Genomic DNA, 20,615 nt, shown 5'->3' on the forward strand with positions numbered 1-20,615 from the left:
GTAACCCCCCATATATAAGAAGAAGGGGCCCTGGCCCCTTCCCAAGGACAAGAGATGAATCCAACCTGTTCCCGCCTGGCCTGCCTGCTGGCCCCCCTGCTCACCGCCTGCGGTGGCGGCGGCTCGGATGAGGCGCCGCTGGCGGCACCTGCCTATACCCTGAACGTCAGTCTGCCCGAGAGTGGCACCCTGTGCGTCAATCTCAACCAGAACACCCGCTGTGACGAGGAGGAGCCCAGCGTCAGCGGCGTAGCCGGTGCCCGTCAGCTGAGCGGCACCGCCCCCGCCCTGCTGACCAGTCCGCTGCTGTTCCTGCCAACCAACCCGGCAGCGCCGGCGCTGCTGCATCCGGCCGCCCGACTGGATGGCCAGACCCTGACCCCCAGCCTGCTCAGCACCCTGCTGCAAAGCCGCATCGCCGAGGGACATCCGCCCAAACAGGCACTCGACGAGATGCTGGCCGCGCTGGCGCCGCTGCAACCAGGTCAGGGGCTGGCCACCCTGTCGCAACTGGCCGACTTCAACCTGGCGCTGGGGCAACTGCTGCTGGCGGTGATCGATGCAGAGCCGGAGATATCGGACCTTTCGCCCGTCCTCCTGCAAGCCGTGGTGTGGCCGGCCCTCGGCAGCCTGCTGCCCGAGCTGGCCAGCCACTTTGCCCAGCACGGCGAGCTGACCAGCCTGCAGGAGAGCGTCTCCCGCCTGCTGCAACAGCAATACTCCCATCCCCTGATCACCGGCAGCGGCATCACTACCTACACGGATGGCGTCGACTACCTGCTCACCGAGGAGCCCGCCGACCACCCGGGCCAGGAAGCCAGCCTGAACAAGGCCCCCTTGCGCTATCGCAAGCTGGATGGCAAGGGCCAGCCCCTGCCGGATGACGCCCCCGTCTGGGAGTGTGTGGAAGACCTCAACACAGGCCTCATCTGGGAGAGGAAGCTGAATGATGCAAAGAGCCCACGCGATCTGCATCGCACCTTCGCCTGGGAGCTTGGCGACTATCACCCCACTCAGCAGGAGCTTGACTACGCCTGCCCGCAAGGCGAGGCCATCTGTACCACGGAGCAATATCGCCAGTGGCTCAACGCCCAGCAGCTGTGCGGCATCACCAGCTGGCGCATGCCCCACTCGCGCGAGCTGATGAGCCTGCAACACTACGGATCGCTCGCCCGCCAGTATGGCCAGCTGGTCACCATGGATGTGCGCTACTTCCCCGATGTCGGCACTACCACCAAGGATTTCAGCGGCTACTACTGGAGCCAGACCCTGACCCCGTCCCGTCGGCTGGAGAGCGCCCCCCTGAGCGCCATCGCCCATATCTTCCTCGGTGATGACGCCGGTACCGACTACGCCACCACAGTTCAAAACAGCGATGATGCCAACGGTCTGCAACTGCGACTGGTGGCGGAGGTAACCCGATGAACCGATTGATGCTGACCCTGCTGCTGACCCTCGGCAGCCCTCTCGCCCTGGCCACCGCCATCTGCGACGACACCATGCCCAGAACCAGCCCCACCGCCCGCTTCATCGATCGCGGCAACGGCACAGTCACGGACAGGAGCACGGGCCTGACCTGGATGCGCTGCCAGCTCGGCCAGACCTGGCGCGACCAGAGCTGCAGCGGCGAGCCAACCCGGCTTTACTGGCAGCAGGCCCTGCTGACCGCAGAGCGGATCCGCACCGAACCGAGCCATGCCCTGTACGGCTTTGGCGGCTACCGGGATTGGCGCCTGCCCACCATCAAGGAGCTGACCAGCGTGCTGGAGTCCGCCTGCTACAAACCTGCGCTGAACGAGACCCTATTCCCCCGCGCCATGGCCGGGGAAGGGAAAGAGGTGAACGACGGTTACGTCTATCTCTGGTCCTCGACCCCGGTGCCGGCCAGCAAGAGCGTCGCCTATCTGGATATCACCAGTGGCGCCGTTGGCATGCGGGCACCCGGTGCCTGGGCCAAGCAGCTGCTCCTGGTGCGCTGAGTGCGCGGGGGGGCCGGAGGGTACTGCTGAAAACAGGATCCGCTTCCGGCCACCCCAGCCCCTTGCCGGTGAGGCGTACAAGGAGTGTGCGCCCTGTCAGAAAACAGCCAGAACACGTCATCCTGTGCCGGATCTGCATCATTTTACGCAGTTTTTACATAGCAGATCGCTGGCATGAAACGGGCAGAGCGGTTAGTCTAGCGGCGTTGGACCAACCCCATGAGGTACAGATGAAAACCGTATTGCGTTTTAGCCTGCTGGGCGCCTTGTTGCTGGGCGGCCATGCCTTCGCCGCCGAACCGAAAAAATTTGATATCAGCATGTTCCCGGCCGCCGAAGTAAACCAGGAACGTGTCGTGATCCGCCTGCCGGAAGTCGAGAACGAAGCCGACATGATGGTCGAGCTGCAGGTCGGCAAGAAAATGATGGTCGATTGCAATGTGCCGCGCTTCGCGGGCAATCTGGAGCAGCACAGCGTCAAGGGCTGGGGCTACAACTACCTGATGCTCGGCAAGGTATCCGATCCCATCAGCACCCTGATGGCCTGCCCGGATGGCCAGAAGAAAGAGACCTTCGTCCAGATCTACGGTCAGGGCTTCTTCGTGAACTACAACTCCAAGCTGCCATTCGTGCTCTACGTCCCGCAGGAGTATGAAGTGCGCTACCGTCTGTGGCGTGCCGACAACCTGGCCCAGCCGGCCATGATAGAGTAAGTCTCCATCGAGACCAAACCTCCCGCTTTGGTTCATGATTGATGTAAAATAGAGCGCCAAATGGCGCTTTATTTTTGGCCCAAAATCGTCTGCCCCGCGCGCCTAACCTTTACAGAACCTGACATAACTCCGCTTTTTTTCTCGCTTTTTTGCTCCTGTCTCCCCTGAATGCCCACTGGATCATGGCGAAATCACTTTCGATGAAAGAGATTTATCCATATAGTGAAAAAATTGATTTTGCACTCTGCGACGGCCTGATGATACTTGCCCGCAAAGGTCAAACTAACCAGAAAAAGAGCACTATGAGCTTCGAATCCGACAAGCGTTTCAACGACTTCAAACATTTTCCCCGTGGCCTGCGTCGCAGTGGCGAATTCACTGTGGCCGAAGCGGACAGTCTGGAAAAATACGGCACCGCCATGCTGGCGCTCTATCAGGGCAACCTGACGCCGCGCGATGACATAGAAAGCGCCTTTCTCGAACAGATCAAATCCGGCGCCGCCGGCAGCAACCCCCACGCCAAGGTGTGGTTCAAGTATCTGAAGGTGATAGGTCCCAAGCGCGTGCATCGTCTGTGCACAGTCGCGGGTGGCGCCAACGAGGAAACCGGTGGCGGCGGGTTTGAAGGTGGCAGTGGCGGCGGCAGCGACGAGTCCATCGATTAATGGATACCGAACTGCTTCGGACCTTTATCGAGGTCAGCAAGACCCGGCACTTTGGCCGGGCTGCTGAGAATCTCTACCTGACCCAGTCGGCGGTGAGCTTTCGGATCCGCCAGCTCGAGCAGCAACTCGGGGTCAGTCTGTTTGCCCGTCATCGCAACAACATCCGTCTGACCGCCTCCGGTGAGCGTCTGCTGCCCTACGCAGACGCCATCTTGCATACCCTGGGCCGCGCCAGACAGGATGTGGCCCTCTCCCCCGGTTTCAGCCAGCAGCTCGCCATAGGTGCGCCCGCCGTGTTTTGGGAGCTCGATTTCAACGACTGGCTCAACCATGTCTATGCACTGGCCCCCGGCCTCGCGGTGCGGCTCGAAACCGCTTCCCGCGAGCACCTGTGCCGCCAGTTGCTGGAGCGATCTCTCGACTTGGCCCTGCTCTCCGAGCCGACCAAGATCGACGAGATAGCCCTGCACCCCATAGGCGAGCTGGTGTTCGAGCTGGTGAGCCGGGATGCCGCCGCCAACGCCGACAGCCTGATGCAGATGCCCCACATTCATCTGGATTGGGGCACCAGCTTCGAGCCGCAGCCCAGCCGCTTGCAGAGCCTGCAAAAGACCCCTGTGCTGCACTCGAGCTCAGCCAACATGGCACTGCAGTTCGTGCTGGCCAACGGTGGCGCCGCCTATCTGCCGCGGCGCATGGTGAGCCCCTTCCTGGAGCAGGGACAACTGCATCTGGTGGAGGGGGGGCAGCCGCTCAGTCGTCCGCTCTACCTCGCCTATCTGGAGAAATCCGATCGCCGGGAGCTGATCGATCAGCTGCTGACCCTGCCGCTCGGTTGGGATGGCGCCGATCTGCGCCTGCCGCAGCCCGAATAACTTCAGGCCGGACAGCACAGACACAAAAGGGGCCGAACAGGCCCCTTTTTTATGATGCTTGTGTGCGATCTCGTCAGCCGTGGTGGCGGCGGTCGTTGGCCTGGGCCAGCAGCATGCGACTCTCCCGCAGGAACTCGTCGGCATGTTCGCCGAAGAAGCCGGACACCTGCGAGAAAGCATCGATGAAGCCGGCTCTGTCCCCCTGCTCCAGCAACCCCAGCACCTCGCCAAAGTTCTGGTAGTAGCGGCGGATCATCGCCAGATTCTGCGGGGACGACAATATGATGTCGGCATAGAGCTCGGGGTCCTGGGCAAACAGCCGCCCCACCATGGCCAGCTCCAGCCGGTAGATGGGGGAGCTCAGACTCAGCAGGCGATCCAGATTGGCCCGCTCCCGCGACAGGTGCCAGCCGTAGGCGAAGGTGGCGAAGTGGCGCAGCGCCTGGATGAGGGTCATGGCCTCGTCGTGAGCCTTGGCTTCCACCTGTTGCAAGCGGGCGCCCCAGATGGTCATCTGATCCAGCAGCCACTGACTGGCGGCCGCGTCACGGCCCTGACAACAGACGATCACCTGCTTGGCGAGACTCGCCACATCCGGTCCGAACATGGGGTGCAGCCCCAGCACCGGGCCTTTGTGCACCGCCAGCATGTGCTCAAGCGGCGCCGCCTTCACGCTGGTGACATCCACCAGCAGACAATCGGCGGGCAGGTTGCCGAGCCGGTCGATGATCTGGCAGGTGATGTCGATGGGCACGGCCACCATCACCAGACCCGCGTCGGCCAGGATGGCGTCAGCCCTTGGCCAATCGGCTTGTTCCAGGGTCTCGACCCGGTAGCCGGAGAGGCCGAACATCTGGCCGAACAAGCGGCCCAGCTGGCCCTGGCCACCTATGATGACCACCTTGCCAAGCTCCGGCTTCATGCACTTGAAATGGTTCTCTTTTTCGCTGGCCGATTCGAGGATGTAGGATTCGCGCATCACCCGGCGCAGCACGTCTTCGATGAGATCGCCGGGCACCCCCAGCAGTTCGGCTTCGGCTCGGCGGCGGGCCAGCATGCTCGCCTCCCTGTCCGGCGCATAGATGGGCAGGCCATGGCGGCTCTTCACCTCACCCACTTCCCCCACCAGGGCCAGACGGGCGGCCAGCAGATCGATCAGCTGCCTGTCCACCGCATCTATCTTGTCCCTGAGGGCATTCAACTCTTCAGCCATATCCAGTCCCTGCTGGCGCCGCTGGCGGCGGCGCCCTGTGATTCAAGAGGCAACAAGGTATCACTGCATGGGCAGTGATACCTCTATGGTTCAATCAGTTACGACAAGATACCACGGCTTAACGCCCGGTTCTGCCCCTGAGCGGCGCCGCCAGCTCGCGATGGCATCGCGCCAGCAGATTGGCTGTGCTATCCCAGTCGATGCAGGCATCCGTGATGGAGACGCCGTAGCGCATCTGCTCCTTGGGCTGCTCGCTGGACTGATTGCCCTCGAACAGGTTGGATTCGAGCATCACCCCTATGATGGAGCGGTTGCCCTCCTGGATCTGGTGGATGACGTTGTCGGCCACCTTGGGCTGCAAGCGGTGATCCTTGCTGGAGTTGCCGTGGCTGCAATCCACCACCAGGCCGGGCAGCAGGCCCGCTTTCTCCAGCGCCTCTTCCGCCAGCGACACATTGACCGAGTCGTAGTTCGGGTGCTTGCCGCCGCGCAGTATCACGTGGCCATCCGGGTTGCCCTGGGTCTGCAGCAAGGCAACCTGGCCCTGCTGGTTGATCCCCATGAAGGCGTGGGGGCTGGAGGCCGCCTGCAGCGCATTGATGGCGGTACCCAGATTGCCGTCTGTGCCGTTCTTGAAACCCACCGGCATGGAGAGGCCGGACGCCATCTCCCTGTGGGTCTGGGATTCTGTGGTGCGCGCACCTATGGCCGACCAGGAGAAGAGCTCGGCCAGGTATTGCGGGCTGATGGGGTCGAGCGCCTCGGTCGCCAGCGGCAACTCCAGCTCCGCCAGCCAGCAGAGCAGCTCGCGGGCGCGATGCAGCCCCAGCTCCACATCGAAGGTGCCGTCCAGGTTCGGGTCATTGATAAAGCCCTTCCAGCCGACCGTGGTGCGCGGCTTCTCAAAGTAGACCCGCATGACAATGTAGAGAGAATCCTGGTAGGCATCATGCAGCGCTTTGAGTCTGGTTGCGTACTCTTTGGCGGCGTCCATGTCGTGGATGGAACAGGGTCCACAGATCACCAGCAGGCGGTGATCGCGACGGTGGATGATGTCGGCTATGGTAGTGCGGGCCCCTTGCACGAATGCCAGCGCCTGGTCGGAGATGGGTAGCTTCTCCTTGAGCTGGGCAGGCGTGATCATCACTTGTTCGGACTGGATATGGATGTTGTTCAGGGGGTCTCTTTGCATTTTCTCATTCTCTCTACAGTATTTAAGCCAATTGCACCGAGTGTATTATTTTGTTTACACAAGTCAGCACTTTGTTACGCAACCGCCCTCACCTTACCAAGGAAAAACAAACAATCAAGTGAAACTAGCGGATTAACTGTCTAACAGATGGATAAACGACCAGAAAGGCGACCTGAACAGCCAGAAAGTAGCGGGTAAAAAGTCCCTGACCAGACAAAATCGTAAACATATAATTACACCCTAATGCTGCCATCAGCACTGCTCGACCACAATTCCACCCCAGCGCTTGCCTCCATTTTATAAAAAAAAAAGCGGGGCACCTGGCCCCGCTTGCGTTCCCGTGTTGCTCTTCTTTTATGATTTGCCGTGTGCCTTGATGGCTTCGACCGCCTTGTCCGGGAAGTCGCTGAATACCCCGTCCACATCGGCCTGATAGAGGAAGATGTTGAGCAGATCGCTGAAGTCCTTGGCATAGGCAGGGATCTGGCCCTCATCCTGACGGAAGGTATAAGGATGCACCTTGAGACCGGCGGCATGGGCCTCTTTCACCATATTGGTAAATACAGGTTTGCCCGGGGTACCCGGCTCAGTGACTATCATCGGCTTCCAGGGGCCTATCCCTTCCGCGTAGCCGGCTATGGTCTTCATGGCGCCCGGCTTGAACATCCAGTCATAGCTGTAGGGGGTTGCCTTGCCCTTGGCGTCATAGACCATGGTCTCGTTCCAGTCGGTCTCGGCCATCAGCTGCACCAGTTTCAAGTCCATCCCCATGGCGGGCATCAGCTCGCTGTTGATGCGCTTGAGCTCGTCGGCATCGAAGCACTGCAGATAGACCTTGTCGTTCTTGCTGGTGTAGCCGTACTCCTTCAGCACCTTGAGCACCGCCTTGGAGATGTCCTTGCCCTCGTGGCGGAACAGCCAGGGGGCCTTGATCTCCGGGTAGATACCTATGTTCTTGCCGGTGCTCTTGTTGAGCCCCTGGATCATCTCTATCTCTTCTTGGAAGGTGTGGATCTTGAAGCTGGACTTCCACAACGGGAAGCGGGCCGGATAAACGGGCACCTGCTTGCCATCCACCAGCTGGAACGGCTCAGTCATGCGCAGGGAGCGCACCTCGGCCAGGGTAAAGTCCACCACATAGTAGCGACCGTCCGGACGGGCCCGACCGGGGAAGCGCTCGGCCACGTCCGTGATGCCATCGAGGAAGTGATCGTGCATCACCACCAGCTGGTCATCCCTGGTCATCACCAGATCCTGCTCCAGATAGTCGGCCCCCATGCCATAGGCCAGCGCCTTGGATTCCAGGGTGTGCTCGGGCAGATAGCCTGAGGCGCCACGGTGGGCGATCACGATTTTACCTTCATCGGCAGCCAGAACGGGCAATGCGAGGGCGGCCCCCAGGCCAAGGGCGATCAGGGAGAGAGAGAGTTTTTTCATGCGCGGTGCTCTTTGTTATTGTTTATTGGGTGTAGGTTATTGTTATAACAGAGGTTTATTGCATTTTAACGACGGGCGACCAAGGGGCCGCCCGCCTCTTCATCAGCTGGCCTTGGGCAGGGCGTGCTGGTGTTGCTCCAGCCAGGCGTGCAGTTGCTGCTGCTCAGGCTGGGACAGGCGCAGCCCCAGCTTGCTGCGGCGCCACAATATATCTTCCATCGAATGGGCCCACTCGCGGCTCATCAGATAACGCACTTCCGACTCGTACAAGCCGGCGCCAAAGTGCTGGCCGCGCTCTTCGTGCAACCAGAGGCGGGCATGACTGCCATAGGCCTCGGCGATACGACGGGCGTTGCGCTCATCCAGCCAGTCGAACTCGAGCATGTAGGCACGGGCCAGCTCTGTGGTGGAGCAGTCGAACTCGCCACCGGGCAGACGGCTGCTCGCGGTCCAATCCTCACCCATCTGGCTGAACCAGGGCTTGAGCTTGTTGCAGGCGGCCTGGGCCAGCTTGCGATAGGTGGTGAGCTTGCCGCCAAACACGGACAGGAGCGGCGCGCCGTCGGATTCGCCGGAGAGCTCCAGGGTGTAGTCGCGGGTCACCGCCTGGGGGGAATCGGATTCGTCATCGCACAGCGGGCGCACGCCAGCATAGGTCCAGATGACCTCTTTGGGTGCTATCTGGCGGGTGAAGTGGGCGTTGACCACCTTGCACAGGTAGCTGATCTCGGCGTCGCTGATCTTCGCCTCGCGCGGGCTGCCGTGATGCTCCACGTCCGTGGTGCCGATGAGGGAGTAGTCCTGCTGATAGGGGATGACGAAGACGATGCGGTTGTCCTCGTTTTGCAGGATATAGGCCTCTTCGCGCTCATGGATGCGCGGCACTATGATGTGGCTGCCCTTGATGAGGCGGATGCCACGGGGAGATTTCTCGTGCAGGCTCTCGTCATAGAAGGTCTTGACCCAGGGGCCGGCCGCATTGACCAGACCGCGGCAGGTGACGGTGAACTGCTCGCCCCCTTCCCGCTCCAGGGTCAGAGTCCAGTGTTTGGAACCGCGCACCGCCTTGACGCAGCGGGTACGGGTCTGCACGTCGGCGCCCTTGTCGCGGGCCATCATGGCATTGAGCACCACCAGCCGGGCGTCATCGACCCAGGCATCCGAGTATTCGAAGCCCTTGTTGATGCCGCTCTTGAGACCGTCTTGCGGCAGGAAGCGCACGCCGCAACTGCCCTTGAGCTTGTCCCGCTTGGCCAGGTTGTCATACAGGAACAGACCGGCGCGGATCATCCAGGCCGGGCGCAGGTGCGGGCGATGGGGCAGCCGAAAGCGCATGGGACGGGCGATGTGGGGGGCCATGCCGAGCAGCACTTCCCGCTCCGCCAGCGCCTCTTTCACCAGCCGGAATTCGTAATGTTCGAGGTAACGCAAGCCACCGTGGATCAGCTTGCTGGAATTGGAAGAGGTGGCAGAGGCAAGATCCTGTGCCTCGAACAGGGCAACCTTCAGACCCCGACCCGCTGCATCAGCCGCAATGCCCACCCCATTGATGCCGCCGCCAACGACGACCAGATCATAATGTTCGCTCATGTTCACCTACTCTTTCTTATTTTGTGTTGCCATGACAGCAATGTTTGATTTCGCTCATATTAGAGCATGAAAAAATGATAAACGAACATTTTATGGAGAAAATGTGATCGCGATTGTTTTGGCAATGCTAAAAATGCTGCCAGTCGGTGATCAGGGCGTCAGCACCGGGCTGCCAGGCCCGAAAACGTGCGCGAGAACGCGCTCATGTCGGGGAACATCTAAGCAGTGGGGCGCGGCAGGTGTGCAGGCAGAGGGGAGAAAGCGAAAAAGAAGCGGCCGCCAGTGCGGCGGCCTGATGCCAGAGAGGGGTTAACGGCGGCTCAGCAGATGTGGCACTCGATCTGGTGCTGGGACATCAGCCGCATCAGCTTCTCGGGCGGCTCCTGATCGGTGAACAGGGCGTGGATCTGGTTGAGGTTGCCCAGATTGACCATGGCATTGCGGCCAAACTTGGTGTGGTCGGCGGCCAGAAACACCTGACGGGAGTGGGCTATGATGGCCTGGGCAATCTTCACCTCATGGTAGTCAAAATCGAGCAGAGAGCCATCGTTGTCGATACCCGAGATGCCGATGACACCGTAGTCCATGCGGAACTGGCCGATGAAGTCGCGGGTCGCCTCCCCCACTATGCCGCCATCCCGGTTGCGGATCTCGCCACCGGCTATGATGACGGTGAAGTCATCCTTGGCGGTGAGAATGCTGGCCACGTTGAGGTTGTTGGTGACCACGCGCAGCTCGCGGTGATCGAGCAGGGCGCGGGCGATGGCTTCTGTGGTGGTGCCTATGTCGATGAAGAGCGATGAACCGTCGGGAATGTTGGCGGCCACTTCGCGGGCGATGCGCTCTTTCTCCTTGAGCTGCATCACTTTACGGGCGCTGTAGGCGGTATTGACGGTACTCGAATGCAGGGAGGCACCGCCATGATGGCGCCGGATCTTGTTCTGTTCGGCGAGATCATTCAGATCGCGGCGAATGGTCTGGGGGCTGACGTCAAAATGGGTCACCAGATCCTCGGTCGAGACAAAGCCCTGCCGCGTCAGGACGTCCAGGATCTCCAGATGTCGTTGGGTTTGCTTCACGCTTGAACTCCGATGATGAGACGAAAAAAGGCCCCGGCAGATGCGGGGCCTTTGGCAGTTTACCTGATCCCTTTTCGGATCGATAAGGGCAGGATCACGTTTTATGCCTTATCGGCAGCCGCTTTCTTGGCCGCGACGGCAATGTTCTCATGCTTGAGGGTCATGGCCAGCAAGATGATGGAGAGCACGCAAGACGCGGTCAGCACCATGAAGCCACCATCCCAGCCGAAGTGGTCAACCGTGTAGCCCAGCATGGCGTTGGCCGCCACGGCGCCACCCAGATAACCGAACAGCCCGGTGAAGCCTGCCGCAGTACCGGCCGCCTTCTTGGGTGCCAGCTCCAGCGCATACAGACCGATCAGCATGACGGGACCGTAGATCAGGAAGCCGATGGCCACCAGCGCCATCATGTCGATGGTCGGGTTGCCAGCCGGGTTGAACCAGTAAACCAGCACGGCCACTGTCACCAGCACCATGAACAGGATACCGGCCGGGGCACGGCGACCCTGGAACATCTTGTCCGAGATCCAGCCGCACAGCAGGGTGCCCGGAATACCGGCCCACTCGTACAGGAAGTAAGCCCAGGAGGAGTTGTCGACGCTGAAGTCCTTGGCCTCTTTCAGGTAGGTCGGAGCCCAGTCCAGCACGCCGTAACGAATGAGGTAAACGAAGGCGTTGGCAATGGCGATGTACCACAGCAGCTTGTTGTGCAGCACGTACTTGACGAAGATCTCCTTGGCGGAAAACTCCTGCTCGTGGCTTTCGTTATAGTCCTTCGGATAGTCGTTCTTGTGCTCTTCGATGGGAGGCAGACCCACGGATTGCGGGGTGTCGCGCATCACGAAGAAGGCGATCACCGCGATGGCCGCCGCCGCCGCCGCCGGCACATAGAAGGCACTGCGCCAGTCGTTGAACCAGCCCATCCCCAGGATGAACAGCGGACCTATCATGCCGCCGCCGACGTTGTGTGCCACGTTCCAGACCGCGACCACTTCGCCACGCTCCTTCTGTGACCACCAGTGCACCATGGTGCGACCGCAGGGCGGCCAGCCCATGCCCTGTGCCCAGCCGTTCAGGAACAGCAGCACAAACATGATGCCGATGCTGGAGGTGGCCCAGTGCACTGTCCCCATCATGAACATGATGCCCGCCGACAGCAGCAGGCCGGCGGAGAGGAAGTAGCGCGCATTGGAGCGGTCAGACACGTTCCCCATCAGGAACTTGGACAGACCATAAGCGATGGAGACCCCGGACAGGGCCAGGCCCAGATCGCCGCGGGAGAATCCCTGTTCGATCAGATAAGGCATCGCCAGACTGAAGTTTTTTCGTACCAGGTAGTAACCGGCATAACCGAAGAAGATCCCGAAAAACACCTGCCAACGCATGCGTTTGTAGAAGGGATCGACCTTGTCGGCCGGGAGCCTGTCTATATGTGGTGCAGGCCTGAAGAGACTAAGCATGTTCTGCTTCCTTATTGTTGTTGTGGGCGGTTGAGGGTGCCCTGTCCATGCTGACCAACCAGAGGAGTCCTGATTCGAAAGCGAGCCTATTGTGCTCATATGTGAACATTTAATCTGTGATGGAGGCTCAAATATTGCAGTTTTATTACAAAAGAAAGTGCCAAGTGAGTAGTCACTCATCAGCCGCAATCCCTTGTATAGCAAGGCTTTCAGCTACCCACTAAGTGGTATAGCCACTGTTGCAACTTGCTTTCCGTCACATTTTCTTAGCAATGAGTGGGATCTTGTCCACATTTCCTGCGGGGAGGGCGTGGTGAATGTTCGATTTAGGTTTATTTTCTCTCTCGTCCGAGAACGAGCGCAAACGAGCATAACGTTTGCGCCAGCTCAAAAAACAAGAAAAAACGTTTTCGGACGCAACAATGGGACTGAAAAAACAACAAAACGGAACATCAAACCTACTCTGGGTGGATATAAGGAATAACGGTATGAGCATACAAAGACCCAATACCCTGCTTGGCGAGTGCATCGCCGAGTTTATCGGAACCGGCCTGCTGATATTTTTCGGCGTCGGTTGTGTGGCCGCCCTGGTGCTGGCCGGTGCCAACTTCGGACAATGGGAAATCTCCATTACCTGGGGTCTGGGTGTCGCCATCGCCATCTATGTGACCGGCGGTATTTCAGGTGCCCACCTGAACCCGGCCGTAACCCTGGCGCTGATGACCTTCTGCGGGTTCGACAAGCGTAAAGTGGTGCCCTACATCATCGCTCAGGTCGCAGGCGCCTTCTGCTTCGCCGCCCTTGTCTACTTCCTCTACGGCGGCCTGTTCACCCAGTGGGAAGTGACCCACAACGTGGTGCGCGGCAGCGTCGAGAGCCTCGGCACCGCCGGCATCTTCTCTACCTACCCGAACGCCCTGCTCTCCAACATGCAAGCCTTCGCGGTCGAGCTGGTGATCACCGCCGTCCTGATGCTGGGCATCATGGCACTGGGTGACAACAACAACGGCGCCCCCAAAGGCTTCGCCGCCGCCCTGCTGATCGGTATCCTGATCGCCGTGATCGGCGCCTCCCTCGGCCCGTTAACCGGTTTTGCCATGAACCCGGCCCGTGATTTCGGCCCCAAACTGTTTGCCTTCCTGGCAGGCTGGGGTGACGTGGCCATGACAGGTGGTCGTGACAACCCCTACTTCTGGGTACCCATCCTCGGCCCCATCGTCGGTGCCCAGCTTGGTACCGCCCTGTATGTGAAAGTGTTGGCTCCCTGTGTGCCTGGCAACCGTGTTGCCGCCACCGAGCAAGCTGCCCAAACCGCCAAAGAAGAGGCCGCCGCATAAGAGCGGCCCTCCCCAACGTGTAAAAACGTGGAAAATAAAAACGTGGAGAACATCATGTCTGCTGAAAAAAAATATGTCGTCGCTCTGGACCAGGGTACTACCTCTTCCCGCGCCATCGTGTTTGACCAGGATGCCAACATAGTCGGCACCTCCCAGCGCGAATTCACCCAGCACTACCCGAAAGCGGGCTGGGTAGAGCACGACCCCATGGAGATCTGGGCGACCCAGTCCTCCGTGTTCACCGAAGTGCTGGCCAAGACAGGCCTGCGCAGCGAAGAGATCGCCGCCATCGGCATCACCAACCAGCGTGAAACCACAGTGGTGTGGGAAAAGGCCACCGGCAAACCCATCTACAACGCCATTGTCTGGCAGTGCCGCCGTACCGCGGCCATCTGTGAAGAGCTCAAGGCCCGTGGCCTGGAAGAGTATGTGCGCGAGAACACCGGCCTGGTGCTGGACGCCTACTTCTCCGGCACCAAGGTGAAGTGGATCCTCGACAACGTCGAAGGGGCCCGCGAGAAGGCGATGAACGGCGAGCTGCTGTTCGGCACCATAGACACCTGGCTGGTGTGGAAGATGACCAACGGCGAGGTGCACGTCACCGATCCGACCAACGCCTCCCGTACCATGCTCTACAACATCCGCGACCTGAAGTGGGACGAGAAGATGCTGGACGAGCTGGGCATCCCCATGTCCATGCTGCCAGAGGTCAAACCCTCTTCCGAAGTCTACGGCTACACCACCCGTGGCGGCGGTTCCCGCATCCCCATCGCCGGCATTGCCGGTGACCAGCAGTCTGCCCTGTTCGGCCAGCTCTGCTTCGAAAAAGGGATGGCCAAGAACACCTATGGCACCGGCTGCTTCTTGCTGATGAACACGGGCACAGAGCCGGTTCGCTCCAGCAACGGCCTGCTGACCACGGTCGCCATCGGCCCGAAAGGAGAAGTGAACTACGCGCTGGAAGGGGCTGTCTTTATGGGCGGCGCCACAGTGCAGTGGCTGCGTGACGAGCTGAAGCTCATCCACGATGCCCGCGATACCGACTACTTCGCCTCCAAGGTGGGTGACACCAACGGCGTCTATCTGGTACCGGCCTTCGTCGGTCTGGGCGCGCCCTACTGGGATCCGTATGCTCGCGGCACCATGGTCGGCCTGACCCGTGGCGCCAACCGCAACCACATCATTCGTGCCGCGCTGGAATCCATCGCCTACCAGAGCCGCGATGTGCTGGATGCCATGCAGCAGGACTCCGGCATCAAGCTGGCCGCCCTCAAGGTGGACGGCGGCGCGGTAGCCAACGACTTCCTGATGCAGTTCCAGTCCGACATGATGCACACCCCGGTTGTGCGTCCGACCCGCATCGAGACCACCGCCATGGGCGCCGCCTTCCTGGCCGGTCTGGCGGTCGGCTTCTGGAAGAGCTCGGACGAGCTGGAAGACAAGTTCAGCGTGGATCGTGAATTCATCCCGCAGATGAGCCACGAAGAGCGCAACAAGCTCTACCACGGCTGGCAGAAAGCGGTTGAACGCTCACGCCGCTGGGCCGAAGAGGATTAATCGGGCAACCGACATCTTTCCGAGATGAAAATACAAAGAGGCCGACAGCGATGTCGGCCTCTTCTTTATTCAGCCTAGCATCCACAGTGGTCATTCACCACCTCTGGCGGACAGCCGGTCGGCTCCCTTTCTCTTGCCATGAATGGAGGCCGGGTCTTTCTTCCCTCCCGCTTGTCGGAGCTGCCTGAGGCTACCTCGCCCCTTCTGTCGCCAAGGGAAGACGCCAGCCTATGCAACCTGGTTGTCATGGCCGGTCGCCAACATCCCCTCCCCTTTGGCCGGGAGAGTGTAGGCCCTTAAACGCCGCCATCACAGGGTATGGCTACCGAGCTGCTCCTTGATAAAGTCGAGCCAGACCCGCAGCCGGATGTCGCGCTGGGCATCGGAGTAGAACACCGCATTGATGGGGCGCGAGGCGCCGCTGTTGCTGCGGGCCAGCACCTCCACCAGAGCGCCGCTGGCCCGATCCGGCCCTGTCATGAAGTCAGACAGGCAGACGATCCCCTGCCCCGCCAGCGCCAGCTGACGCAAGGTCTCGCCGCTGCTGGCGCGCAGGGTCGGGGTAATGGGGAAGCGATCACCCTGCTCGGCACTGAGCAGCGGCCAATGGTTGAGGTGATCGGGGTGCAAAAAGCCCAGCAGCTCGTGGCCAGCCAGCAGATCCGCCGGCTGGCGCGGGGTACCGCGCTCGCTCAGGTAAGCAGGGGATGCCAGCAACCGCAGCCGTGAGTGGCCAAGCGGCAGGGCGCGCAGGGAAGAGTCGGTCAGCTCGCCGATACGGATGGCCATGTCCACCCGCCGCTCCATCAGGTTGATGAAACCCTCCGAGCTGTGCAGCTGCAGCTCGATGCCAGGATAGCGGCGGCGAAACTCGCCTATGATGGGCACCAGCCGGTGCAGGATGAAGGGGGTGGCCGCATCGACCCGCAAAATCCCCTCCGGCTGCTCCTTGCGGCTGAGCAGGTGCCCCTCCGCCTCGCTCATCTCGGTCAAAATCTTCACCGCCCGCTGATAGAACCAGCTCCCCTCCTCGGTCAGGCTGACCCGGCGGGTGGTGCGGTTGAGCAGCACGGTCGCAAGCTTCTCCTCCAGCCGCTTGATACCGCGGCTCACTACGGAGTTGTCCATCCCCAGGTTCTCCGCCGCCTGGCGGAAACTGCCCGCCTCCACCACCGCCACAAACAGGGTCAGTTCATCAGAATGGGTCTTCATTGCTGTTATCCAGACAAGAGTAATGGACCTTTATAGGTGCAGTCGCTGTGGATTGGCAAGTGAGCTCTGGTGCCACATCTTTGTTTGCACAGATAAATAACGTGATGGCCAGCTCAAACCAGACTCGCCCATTGCCGGTACAATGCAGCCAAAACGGCATCGTATGGCGCCATGATATAACTAGGAAGGAAACCATGACATTCGAAGCGCGGCTGGCGGCAGCCCACCAGGAGCTTGAAAGCAAAGGCGTGTGGCACGCCAACTACAATCCCCCCTTGCTCAGACTGCTGCGCAGGCTGGGTTGTCCGGTCAAACCGCCTCACTATCAGGGCTGGCTCGCCAACGTTCTCGGGTTTGGCATCAGCATAGGGCTGTTCTGGGGTCTGTTGATGTGGTTTTTCAGCTGGCAACCCATGGGGATGGATCCGCTATTTGCACTGCGCCAAACAGCCCTGTTTGCCGGATTATTCGGTATTTTGATGGCAAGTTGGCTCTGGCTTAGGCGCAAGCAGCTTGCATTGACCCCGTGGGGGCAGCTGGCAGAACATGTCGGTACCAGCAGCACCAAGGATCAGGCATGACCAAACAGTGTTGCCCGCGCTGCGGAATGGATACAGAGCACAGCGAGCGGATAAAACAGAAGCCCTCCCCTTATCCCAAGACCCGCCGCGGCCTGTTCATGGCGTTTCTCAACGGATTTTTCTCCGGTGTCGGCGGTCATGGCATAGCCGCACTTGAGCTGCTCGACCGCTATGTGGTGTGCCAGCAGTGCGGACTGGAGCGACTGGACAACCACGGCGAAGAGTTCAAATAGCCTTCCGTTTTGCCAGCGCCACAATTTCAGGGAAATGATTTGATGGGGTATTGTTAACCAGGCACTCTTTAATCAACCTCTTCTTGACACAAGATGGACACGCAGGGAGCAAAACAGCATGAAAGCCCATGAAAAACTGAACTATGTGGAGTTTGCGGCGCGGGATCTCGCCGCCACCAAGGCCTTCTTTCAGGCCGCCTTCGGCTGGCAGTTTGTCGATTATGGCCCCGACTACTGCGCCTTTGCCGATGAGGGGCTGGACGGCGGTTTCTATAAGGCGGAGCTGTCCAGCAACACGGTCCAAGGCGGCGCACTCTTGGTGTTCTACAGCGCCGATATCGAAGCGACCCAGGCCAAGGTGAGCCAGCATGGCGGCACCATCAATCGCCCCCTGTTTGATTTCCCCGGTGGCCGTCGCTTCCACTTCGTCGAGCCCAGCGGCAATGAATTTGCGGTCTGGTCCGAGCCGGCCAATGCCTGATAACAAGGGGGCGTCACGGTGCTCCCTGCTCCTTTTACCTCACTAACTTCCTCATCGTCACCTCGCCCCGGCCCATTCATTGCTGCTCTTATCTCAATAGTGTTTTGCGACAGCGGCCCTGTTTCGGACAAGTCGTGGTGGGCATACTGCCCTTCGTTTTCGCAAGGAGGTTCAGATGTCATCACCCGTGATTGTGATTGCCCAACTTGAAGCCAAACCCGAATTTTCCGCCCAGTTTCGGGCCGCCCTTGAGCCGCTGATAGCGGCCACCCTGCAAGAGACCGGCTGCCTGCGTTACCAGTTGCACCAGAGCCTGGACAACCCCCATGGCTGGATGCTGCACGAGGAGTGGGAGAGCGAAGCCGCGCTCAAAGCCCATCAGCAGCAAGCTCACTTCCTCGACTTTATCGCCAGGGCCGAGCCCTGGTTTGCCAGCAGCCTTATTCGCAATTACCGCCGACTGCCGGCCTGAGTATCCCGAAACTCGTTGACGATGGCGCTGCCAACTTGCAACGCCACCACGGCCTTTGCACCGAGCCAACCCCCTTGCTCTGGGCAAGGGCCAACCACCCCATTTGAGGAAATAGATGATGAAAATGCCCGCCATGGGTCTGGGCACCTTTCGCCTGAAAGGTGAGCCCCTGCTTGCAACCCTGAATACCGGCCTGGCGCTCGGCTATCGCCATATCGATACCGCCCAGATTTACGACAACGAAAGCGAAGTGGGCGAGGTGCTGGCCAGCACTGCTGTCCCTCGCAACGAGATCTACCTGACCACCAAGGTGTGGACCAGCGAGTTCGGTCCGGGCAAGCTGATCCCCAGCCTCAAGACCAGCTTGGCGAAACTGCGCACCGATTATCTGGATCTGGCGCTGATTCACTGGCCCTCCCCCAAGGATGAGGTGCCGATGGCGGTCTACCTGGAGCAGCTGGCCGAGGCCAGGGCGCAAGGCCTGACCCGGGAGATCGGGGTCTCCAACTTCACGGTCGCCCAGCTTAAAGAAGCCGTCGAGATCCTGGGGCCGGGCGCCATCGCCCACCAGCAGGTGGAGATCCACCCCCTGCTGCAAAACCGCAAGGTGGTGGCGTTCTGCCGCGCGCAGGGCATCGCCATCACCGCCTATATGCCGCTCGCCTATGGCAAGGTGCTCACCGAGCCACTCCTGATCGAGACTGGCAAACACCACGGTGTCTCGGCGGCCCAGGTGTCGCTGGCCTGGCTGCTGGCCCAGGGCATGACGGTGATCCCGAGCTCCACCAAGCGGGAGAACCAGGCCGCCAACCTGGCCGCCCTCAAGGTCCAGCTCAGCCCCGAGGAGATGGCCCGGATCGCCACCCTGGAGCGGGGCGAGCGCTGCGCCAATCCGGACTTCGCACCGGCCTGGGACTGATCCCCCTCATCCCCGGCCCTTCTCCCGCCAGGGAGAAGGGAGAACAACAGTTCGGGACATCTCTTCGACCCCAAGCGGGAGGCACTGTGCCTCCCGCTTTTTTTGGTTTTGTGCGCCACCCACGCAATGTCCCGCCCGACAAGACCCGCTCCATCGCGATGATTGCTGCTGATTAAGCAAAAGTAATTTGATGTCATCGTCATTTTTGCCAACAAAGCTCATCGGCATACTGGCGCCATTCTCCCGTCGGGAGTCCTATCCAAGGAGTTTGTATGCCACTGGCGTTATTTGCCCTCACCCTGAGTGCCTTTGCGATCGGCACCACCGAATTCGTGATCGTGGGGCTTATTCCCACCATCGCAGAACAACTCAATGTCTCCCTGCCCTCCGCGGGCCTGCTGGTCAGCCTCTATGCAATGGGGGTCGCCATAGGCGCGCCGCTGCTGACGGCGCTCACCGGCAAGGTGCCACGCAAGTGGCTGCTGGTGGGGCTGATGGCGCTGTTCACCGCCGGCAACCTGCTGGCCTGGCAGGCCCCCGGCTACGAGAGCCTGATCGTTGCCCGTATCCTGACCGGTCTGGCCCACGGGGTCTTCTTCTCGGTGGGGAGCACCATAGCCACCGGGCTGGTGGCCAAAGAGAAGGCGGCGAGCGCCATCGCCATCATGTTCAGCGGTCTGACAGTGGCGCTGGTAACCGGCGTGCCACTCGGCACCTGGATTGGTCAGGTATTTGGCTGGCGCGAGACCTTCCTGGTGGTCAGCCTCTTGGGCCTCATCGCCATGGTGGGCAGCCTGCTGCTGATCCCGAGCAACCTGCCCAAGGGGGCGGCCTCCAGCATCCGTGAACAACTGCTGGTGCTGACCAAGAAGCCGCTGCTGCTGGTCTACGCCAAGACAGCGCTCGGGTACGGCGGCGCCTTCACGGCGTTTACCTTCCTCGCCCCCATCTTGCAACAGGTAAGCGGCTTCGGCGCCAACGCGGTCAGCCTGATCCTACTGGTGTACGGGGTATCGGTGGCGTTTGGCAACATCTGGGGCGGCAAGCTGGCGGACAAGATGGGCCCCTTGCCCGCCCTGAAGCTGATGTTTGCCGGATTGGCTGTCATCCTGCTGATGCTCACCTTCACCGCGCCCCATCCGGTGCTGGCGGTGCTGACCGTGCTGGTGTGGGGTGCCTTCGCCTTTGGCAACGTGCCTGGGCTGCAGGTACTGGTGGTCAAGCAGGCCGAGATCCATACCCCCAACGCCGTGGACGTGGCCTCCGGCCTCAACATCGCCGCCTTCAACGTCGGCATCGCCTTGGGTTCTGTCGTTGGTGGCTTTGTGGTGGAACACCTGGGGTTGATGCACACCCCCTGGATAGGCGCGCTGATCGTGCTGCTGGCCTATGGTCTCACCCACGTCAGCGAGAAGCGCGAGGCCAAATTGGCGCTGGCGGTCTAACCTCCCCCAAACGAAAAGGCCGACACTGAGTGTCGGCCTTTTTCATTTCCGGCAGGGCTCAAGACTCCTTGAGATCCTCGTCCGCGGCCCAGCGGGCCTCCAGCCAGAGCAGGTTGACCAGGCCGCACAGCAGGGCAAAGCCCAGCCCCAGAATCCAGGTGAAATACCACATAGT

The 20,615-nt window shown here is 60.6% G+C and carries 21 protein-coding genes; 13 read left to right on the forward strand and 8 right to left on the reverse strand.

Annotated elements, in window-relative coordinates; all coding sequences use genetic code 11:
* Nucleotides 1–54 precede the first annotated feature (54 nt).
* The 5 genes from BN1118_RS16510 to hdfR all read left to right on the forward strand — a co-directional run bounded on the left by BN1118_RS16510 (nt 55) and on the right by hdfR (nt 4,232).
* Nucleotides 55–1,425 (forward strand): Lcl C-terminal domain-containing protein, encoded by a 1,371-nt coding sequence (locus tag BN1118_RS16510; protein ID WP_043557127.1) that lies wholly within the window; start codon nt 55–57, stop codon nt 1,423–1,425.
* Nucleotides 1,422–1,979 (forward strand): Lcl C-terminal domain-containing protein, encoded by a 558-nt coding sequence (locus tag BN1118_RS16515; protein WP_043557128.1) that lies wholly within the window; start codon nt 1,422–1,424, stop codon nt 1,977–1,979. The genes BN1118_RS16510 and BN1118_RS16515 overlap by 4 nt, the downstream gene beginning before the upstream one ends.
* A 230-nt stretch (nt 1,980–2,209) precedes the next feature.
* On the forward strand, nt 2,210–2,692 hold the full coding sequence (gene eco / locus BN1118_RS16520) for a serine protease inhibitor ecotin (protein WP_043557129.1): 483 nt from the start codon (nt 2,210–2,212) through the stop codon (nt 2,690–2,692).
* Nucleotides 2,693–2,994: 302 nt separating this feature from the next.
* Nucleotides 2,995–3,357 carry a MaoP family protein gene (locus BN1118_RS16525; protein ID WP_042865769.1) on the forward strand — a complete coding sequence of 121 codons (363 nt, stop codon included), beginning with the start codon at nt 2,995–2,997 and terminating at the stop codon, nt 3,355–3,357.
* On the forward strand, nt 3,357–4,232 hold the full coding sequence (gene hdfR / locus BN1118_RS16530) for an HTH-type transcriptional regulator HdfR (protein WP_042865768.1): 876 nt from the start codon (nt 3,357–3,359) through the stop codon (nt 4,230–4,232). Before BN1118_RS16525 ends, hdfR begins: the two co-directional genes overlap by 1 nt.
* 73 nt (nt 4,233–4,305) lie before the next feature.
* Here the strand turns inward: hdfR and tyrA are convergent, their stop codons facing one another.
* The 6 genes from tyrA to glpT all read right to left on the reverse strand — a co-directional run bounded on the left by tyrA (nt 4,306) and on the right by glpT (nt 12,203).
* On the reverse strand, nt 4,306–5,445 hold the full coding sequence (gene tyrA / locus BN1118_RS16535) for a bifunctional chorismate mutase/prephenate dehydrogenase (RefSeq protein WP_043557130.1): 1,140 nt from the start codon (nt 5,443–5,445) through the stop codon (nt 4,306–4,308).
* 118 nt (nt 5,446–5,563) lie between these two features.
* The gene (locus BN1118_RS16540) at nt 5,564–6,637 is read right to left on the reverse strand and encodes a 3-deoxy-7-phosphoheptulonate synthase (protein ID WP_043557132.1); all 1,074 of its coding nucleotides are present in this window, start codon (nt 6,635–6,637) and stop codon (nt 5,564–5,566) included.
* A gap of 354 nt (nt 6,638–6,991) precedes the next feature.
* The gene (gene glpQ, locus BN1118_RS16545) at nt 6,992–8,074 is read right to left on the reverse strand and encodes a glycerophosphodiester phosphodiesterase (protein WP_043557133.1); all 1,083 of its coding nucleotides are present in this window, start codon (nt 8,072–8,074) and stop codon (nt 6,992–6,994) included.
* Nucleotides 8,075–8,176: 102 nt separating this feature from the next.
* Nucleotides 8,177–9,664: a glycerol-3-phosphate dehydrogenase gene (glpD, locus tag BN1118_RS16550; RefSeq protein ID WP_043135253.1), complete on the reverse strand. Its 1,488-nt coding sequence runs from the start codon at nt 9,662–9,664 to the stop codon at nt 8,177–8,179.
* Nucleotides 9,665–9,984: 320 nt separating this feature from the next.
* A complete protein-coding gene (locus tag BN1118_RS16555) occupies nt 9,985–10,743 on the reverse strand; it encodes a DeoR/GlpR family transcriptional regulator (RefSeq protein ID WP_005310067.1) in 759 nt (252 codons plus the stop codon).
* Nucleotides 10,744–10,844: 101 nt separating this feature from the next.
* Nucleotides 10,845–12,203 carry a glycerol-3-phosphate transporter gene (gene glpT, locus BN1118_RS16560; RefSeq protein WP_043135250.1) on the reverse strand — a complete coding sequence of 453 codons (1,359 nt, stop codon included), beginning with the start codon at nt 12,201–12,203 and terminating at the stop codon, nt 10,845–10,847.
* A 488-nt stretch (nt 12,204–12,691) separates the two neighbouring features.
* On the opposite strand from glpT, the gene BN1118_RS16565 reads away from it, so the two are divergent.
* Together BN1118_RS16565 and glpK are read left to right on the forward strand one after the other, a co-directional pair.
* Nucleotides 12,692–13,540 carry an MIP/aquaporin family protein gene (locus tag BN1118_RS16565; RefSeq protein ID WP_043557135.1) on the forward strand — a complete coding sequence of 283 codons (849 nt, stop codon included), beginning with the start codon at nt 12,692–12,694 and terminating at the stop codon, nt 13,538–13,540.
* 54 nt (nt 13,541–13,594) lie between these two features.
* On the forward strand, nt 13,595–15,097 hold the full coding sequence (gene glpK / locus BN1118_RS16570; RefSeq protein ID WP_043557136.1) for a glycerol kinase GlpK: 1,503 nt from the start codon (nt 13,595–13,597) through the stop codon (nt 15,095–15,097).
* Between the two features lie 309 nt (nt 15,098–15,406).
* Here glpK and BN1118_RS16575 read toward each other — a convergent pair whose 3' ends face one another.
* Nucleotides 15,407–16,309 carry a LysR substrate-binding domain-containing protein gene (locus BN1118_RS16575; RefSeq protein WP_043135247.1) on the reverse strand — a complete coding sequence of 301 codons (903 nt, stop codon included), beginning with the start codon at nt 16,307–16,309 and terminating at the stop codon, nt 15,407–15,409.
* A 194-nt stretch (nt 16,310–16,503) separates the two neighbouring features.
* On the opposite strand from BN1118_RS16575, the gene BN1118_RS16580 reads away from it, so the two are divergent.
* From BN1118_RS16580 to BN1118_RS16605, 6 genes are all read left to right on the forward strand, one after another.
* Nucleotides 16,504–16,890: a DUF6404 family protein gene (locus BN1118_RS16580; protein WP_043557137.1), complete on the forward strand. Its 387-nt coding sequence runs from the start codon at nt 16,504–16,506 to the stop codon at nt 16,888–16,890.
* A complete protein-coding gene (locus tag BN1118_RS16585; RefSeq protein WP_043557138.1) occupies nt 16,887–17,123 on the forward strand; it encodes a hypothetical protein in 237 nt (78 codons plus the stop codon). The genes BN1118_RS16580 and BN1118_RS16585 overlap by 4 nt, the downstream gene beginning before the upstream one ends.
* Before the next feature lie 118 nt (nt 17,124–17,241).
* On the forward strand, nt 17,242–17,604 hold the full coding sequence (locus BN1118_RS16590) for a VOC family protein (RefSeq protein ID WP_043557139.1): 363 nt from the start codon (nt 17,242–17,244) through the stop codon (nt 17,602–17,604).
* Nucleotides 17,605–17,779: 175 nt separating this feature from the next.
* Nucleotides 17,780–18,076, forward strand: a complete 297-nt coding sequence (locus BN1118_RS16595) for a putative quinol monooxygenase (RefSeq protein WP_043557140.1) — start codon at nt 17,780–17,782, stop codon at nt 18,074–18,076.
* Nucleotides 18,077–18,191: 115 nt separating this feature from the next.
* Complete coding sequence (gene dkgB, locus BN1118_RS16600; RefSeq protein WP_043557141.1) at nt 18,192–18,995, forward strand: 2,5-didehydrogluconate reductase DkgB; 804 nt, start codon at nt 18,192–18,194, stop codon at nt 18,993–18,995.
* A gap of 272 nt (nt 18,996–19,267) precedes the next feature.
* Nucleotides 19,268–20,440, forward strand: a complete 1,173-nt coding sequence (locus BN1118_RS16605) for an MFS transporter (RefSeq protein ID WP_043557142.1) — start codon at nt 19,268–19,270, stop codon at nt 20,438–20,440.
* A 58-nt stretch (nt 20,441–20,498) separates the two neighbouring features.
* On the opposite strand, the gene cydX is transcribed toward BN1118_RS16605, so the two are convergent.
* On the reverse strand, nt 20,499–20,612 hold the full coding sequence (gene cydX / locus BN1118_RS16610; protein WP_005310033.1) for a cytochrome bd-I oxidase subunit CydX: 114 nt from the start codon (nt 20,610–20,612) through the stop codon (nt 20,499–20,501).
* Nucleotides 20,613–20,615 lie beyond the last annotated feature (3 nt).

The sequence above is a fragment of the Aeromonas bestiarum genome, from assembly GCF_000819745.1.
In the GTDB taxonomy this organism is placed as follows: domain Bacteria; phylum Pseudomonadota; class Gammaproteobacteria; order Enterobacterales; family Aeromonadaceae; genus Aeromonas; species Aeromonas bestiarum.

Excerpts from the sequence above, each read along its gene's own strand:
- BN1118_RS16510 (WP_043557127.1), top strand. The coding sequence starts at position 55 with ATGAATCCAACCTGTTCCCGCCTGGCCTGCCTGCTGGCCCCCCTGCTC.
- BN1118_RS16515 (WP_043557128.1), top strand. The coding sequence starts at position 1,422 with ATGAACCGATTGATGCTGACCCTGCTGCTGACCCTCGGCAGCCCTCTC.
- eco (WP_043557129.1), top strand. The coding sequence starts at position 2,210 with ATGAAAACCGTATTGCGTTTTAGCCTGCTGGGCGCCTTGTTGCTGGGC.
- BN1118_RS16525 (WP_042865769.1), top strand. The coding sequence starts at position 2,995 with ATGAGCTTCGAATCCGACAAGCGTTTCAACGACTTCAAACATTTTCCC.
- hdfR (WP_042865768.1), top strand. The coding sequence starts at position 3,357 with ATGGATACCGAACTGCTTCGGACCTTTATCGAGGTCAGCAAGACCCGG.
- tyrA (WP_043557130.1), bottom strand. The coding sequence starts at position 5,445 with ATGGCTGAAGAGTTGAATGCCCTCAGGGACAAGATAGATGCGGTGGAC.
- BN1118_RS16540 (WP_043557132.1), bottom strand. The coding sequence starts at position 6,637 with ATGCAAAGAGACCCCCTGAACAACATCCATATCCAGTCCGAACAAGTG.
- glpQ (WP_043557133.1), bottom strand. The coding sequence starts at position 8,074 with ATGAAAAAACTCTCTCTCTCCCTGATCGCCCTTGGCCTGGGGGCCGCC.
- glpD (WP_043135253.1), bottom strand. The coding sequence starts at position 9,664 with ATGAGCGAACATTATGATCTGGTCGTCGTTGGCGGCGGCATCAATGGG.
- glpT (WP_043135250.1), bottom strand. The coding sequence starts at position 12,203 with ATGCTTAGTCTCTTCAGGCCTGCACCACATATAGACAGGCTCCCGGCC.
- BN1118_RS16565 (WP_043557135.1), top strand. The coding sequence starts at position 12,692 with ATGAGCATACAAAGACCCAATACCCTGCTTGGCGAGTGCATCGCCGAG.
- glpK (WP_043557136.1), top strand. The coding sequence starts at position 13,595 with ATGTCTGCTGAAAAAAAATATGTCGTCGCTCTGGACCAGGGTACTACC.
- BN1118_RS16575 (WP_043135247.1), bottom strand. The coding sequence starts at position 16,309 with ATGAAGACCCATTCTGATGAACTGACCCTGTTTGTGGCGGTGGTGGAG.
- BN1118_RS16580 (WP_043557137.1), top strand. The coding sequence starts at position 16,504 with ATGACATTCGAAGCGCGGCTGGCGGCAGCCCACCAGGAGCTTGAAAGC.
- BN1118_RS16585 (WP_043557138.1), top strand. The coding sequence starts at position 16,887 with ATGACCAAACAGTGTTGCCCGCGCTGCGGAATGGATACAGAGCACAGC.
- BN1118_RS16590 (WP_043557139.1), top strand. The coding sequence starts at position 17,242 with ATGAAAGCCCATGAAAAACTGAACTATGTGGAGTTTGCGGCGCGGGAT.
- BN1118_RS16595 (WP_043557140.1), top strand. The coding sequence starts at position 17,780 with ATGTCATCACCCGTGATTGTGATTGCCCAACTTGAAGCCAAACCCGAA.
- dkgB (WP_043557141.1), top strand. The coding sequence starts at position 18,192 with ATGATGAAAATGCCCGCCATGGGTCTGGGCACCTTTCGCCTGAAAGGT.
- BN1118_RS16605 (WP_043557142.1), top strand. The coding sequence starts at position 19,268 with ATGCCACTGGCGTTATTTGCCCTCACCCTGAGTGCCTTTGCGATCGGC.
- cydX (WP_005310033.1), bottom strand. The coding sequence starts at position 20,612 with ATGTGGTATTTCACCTGGATTCTGGGGCTGGGCTTTGCCCTGCTGTGC.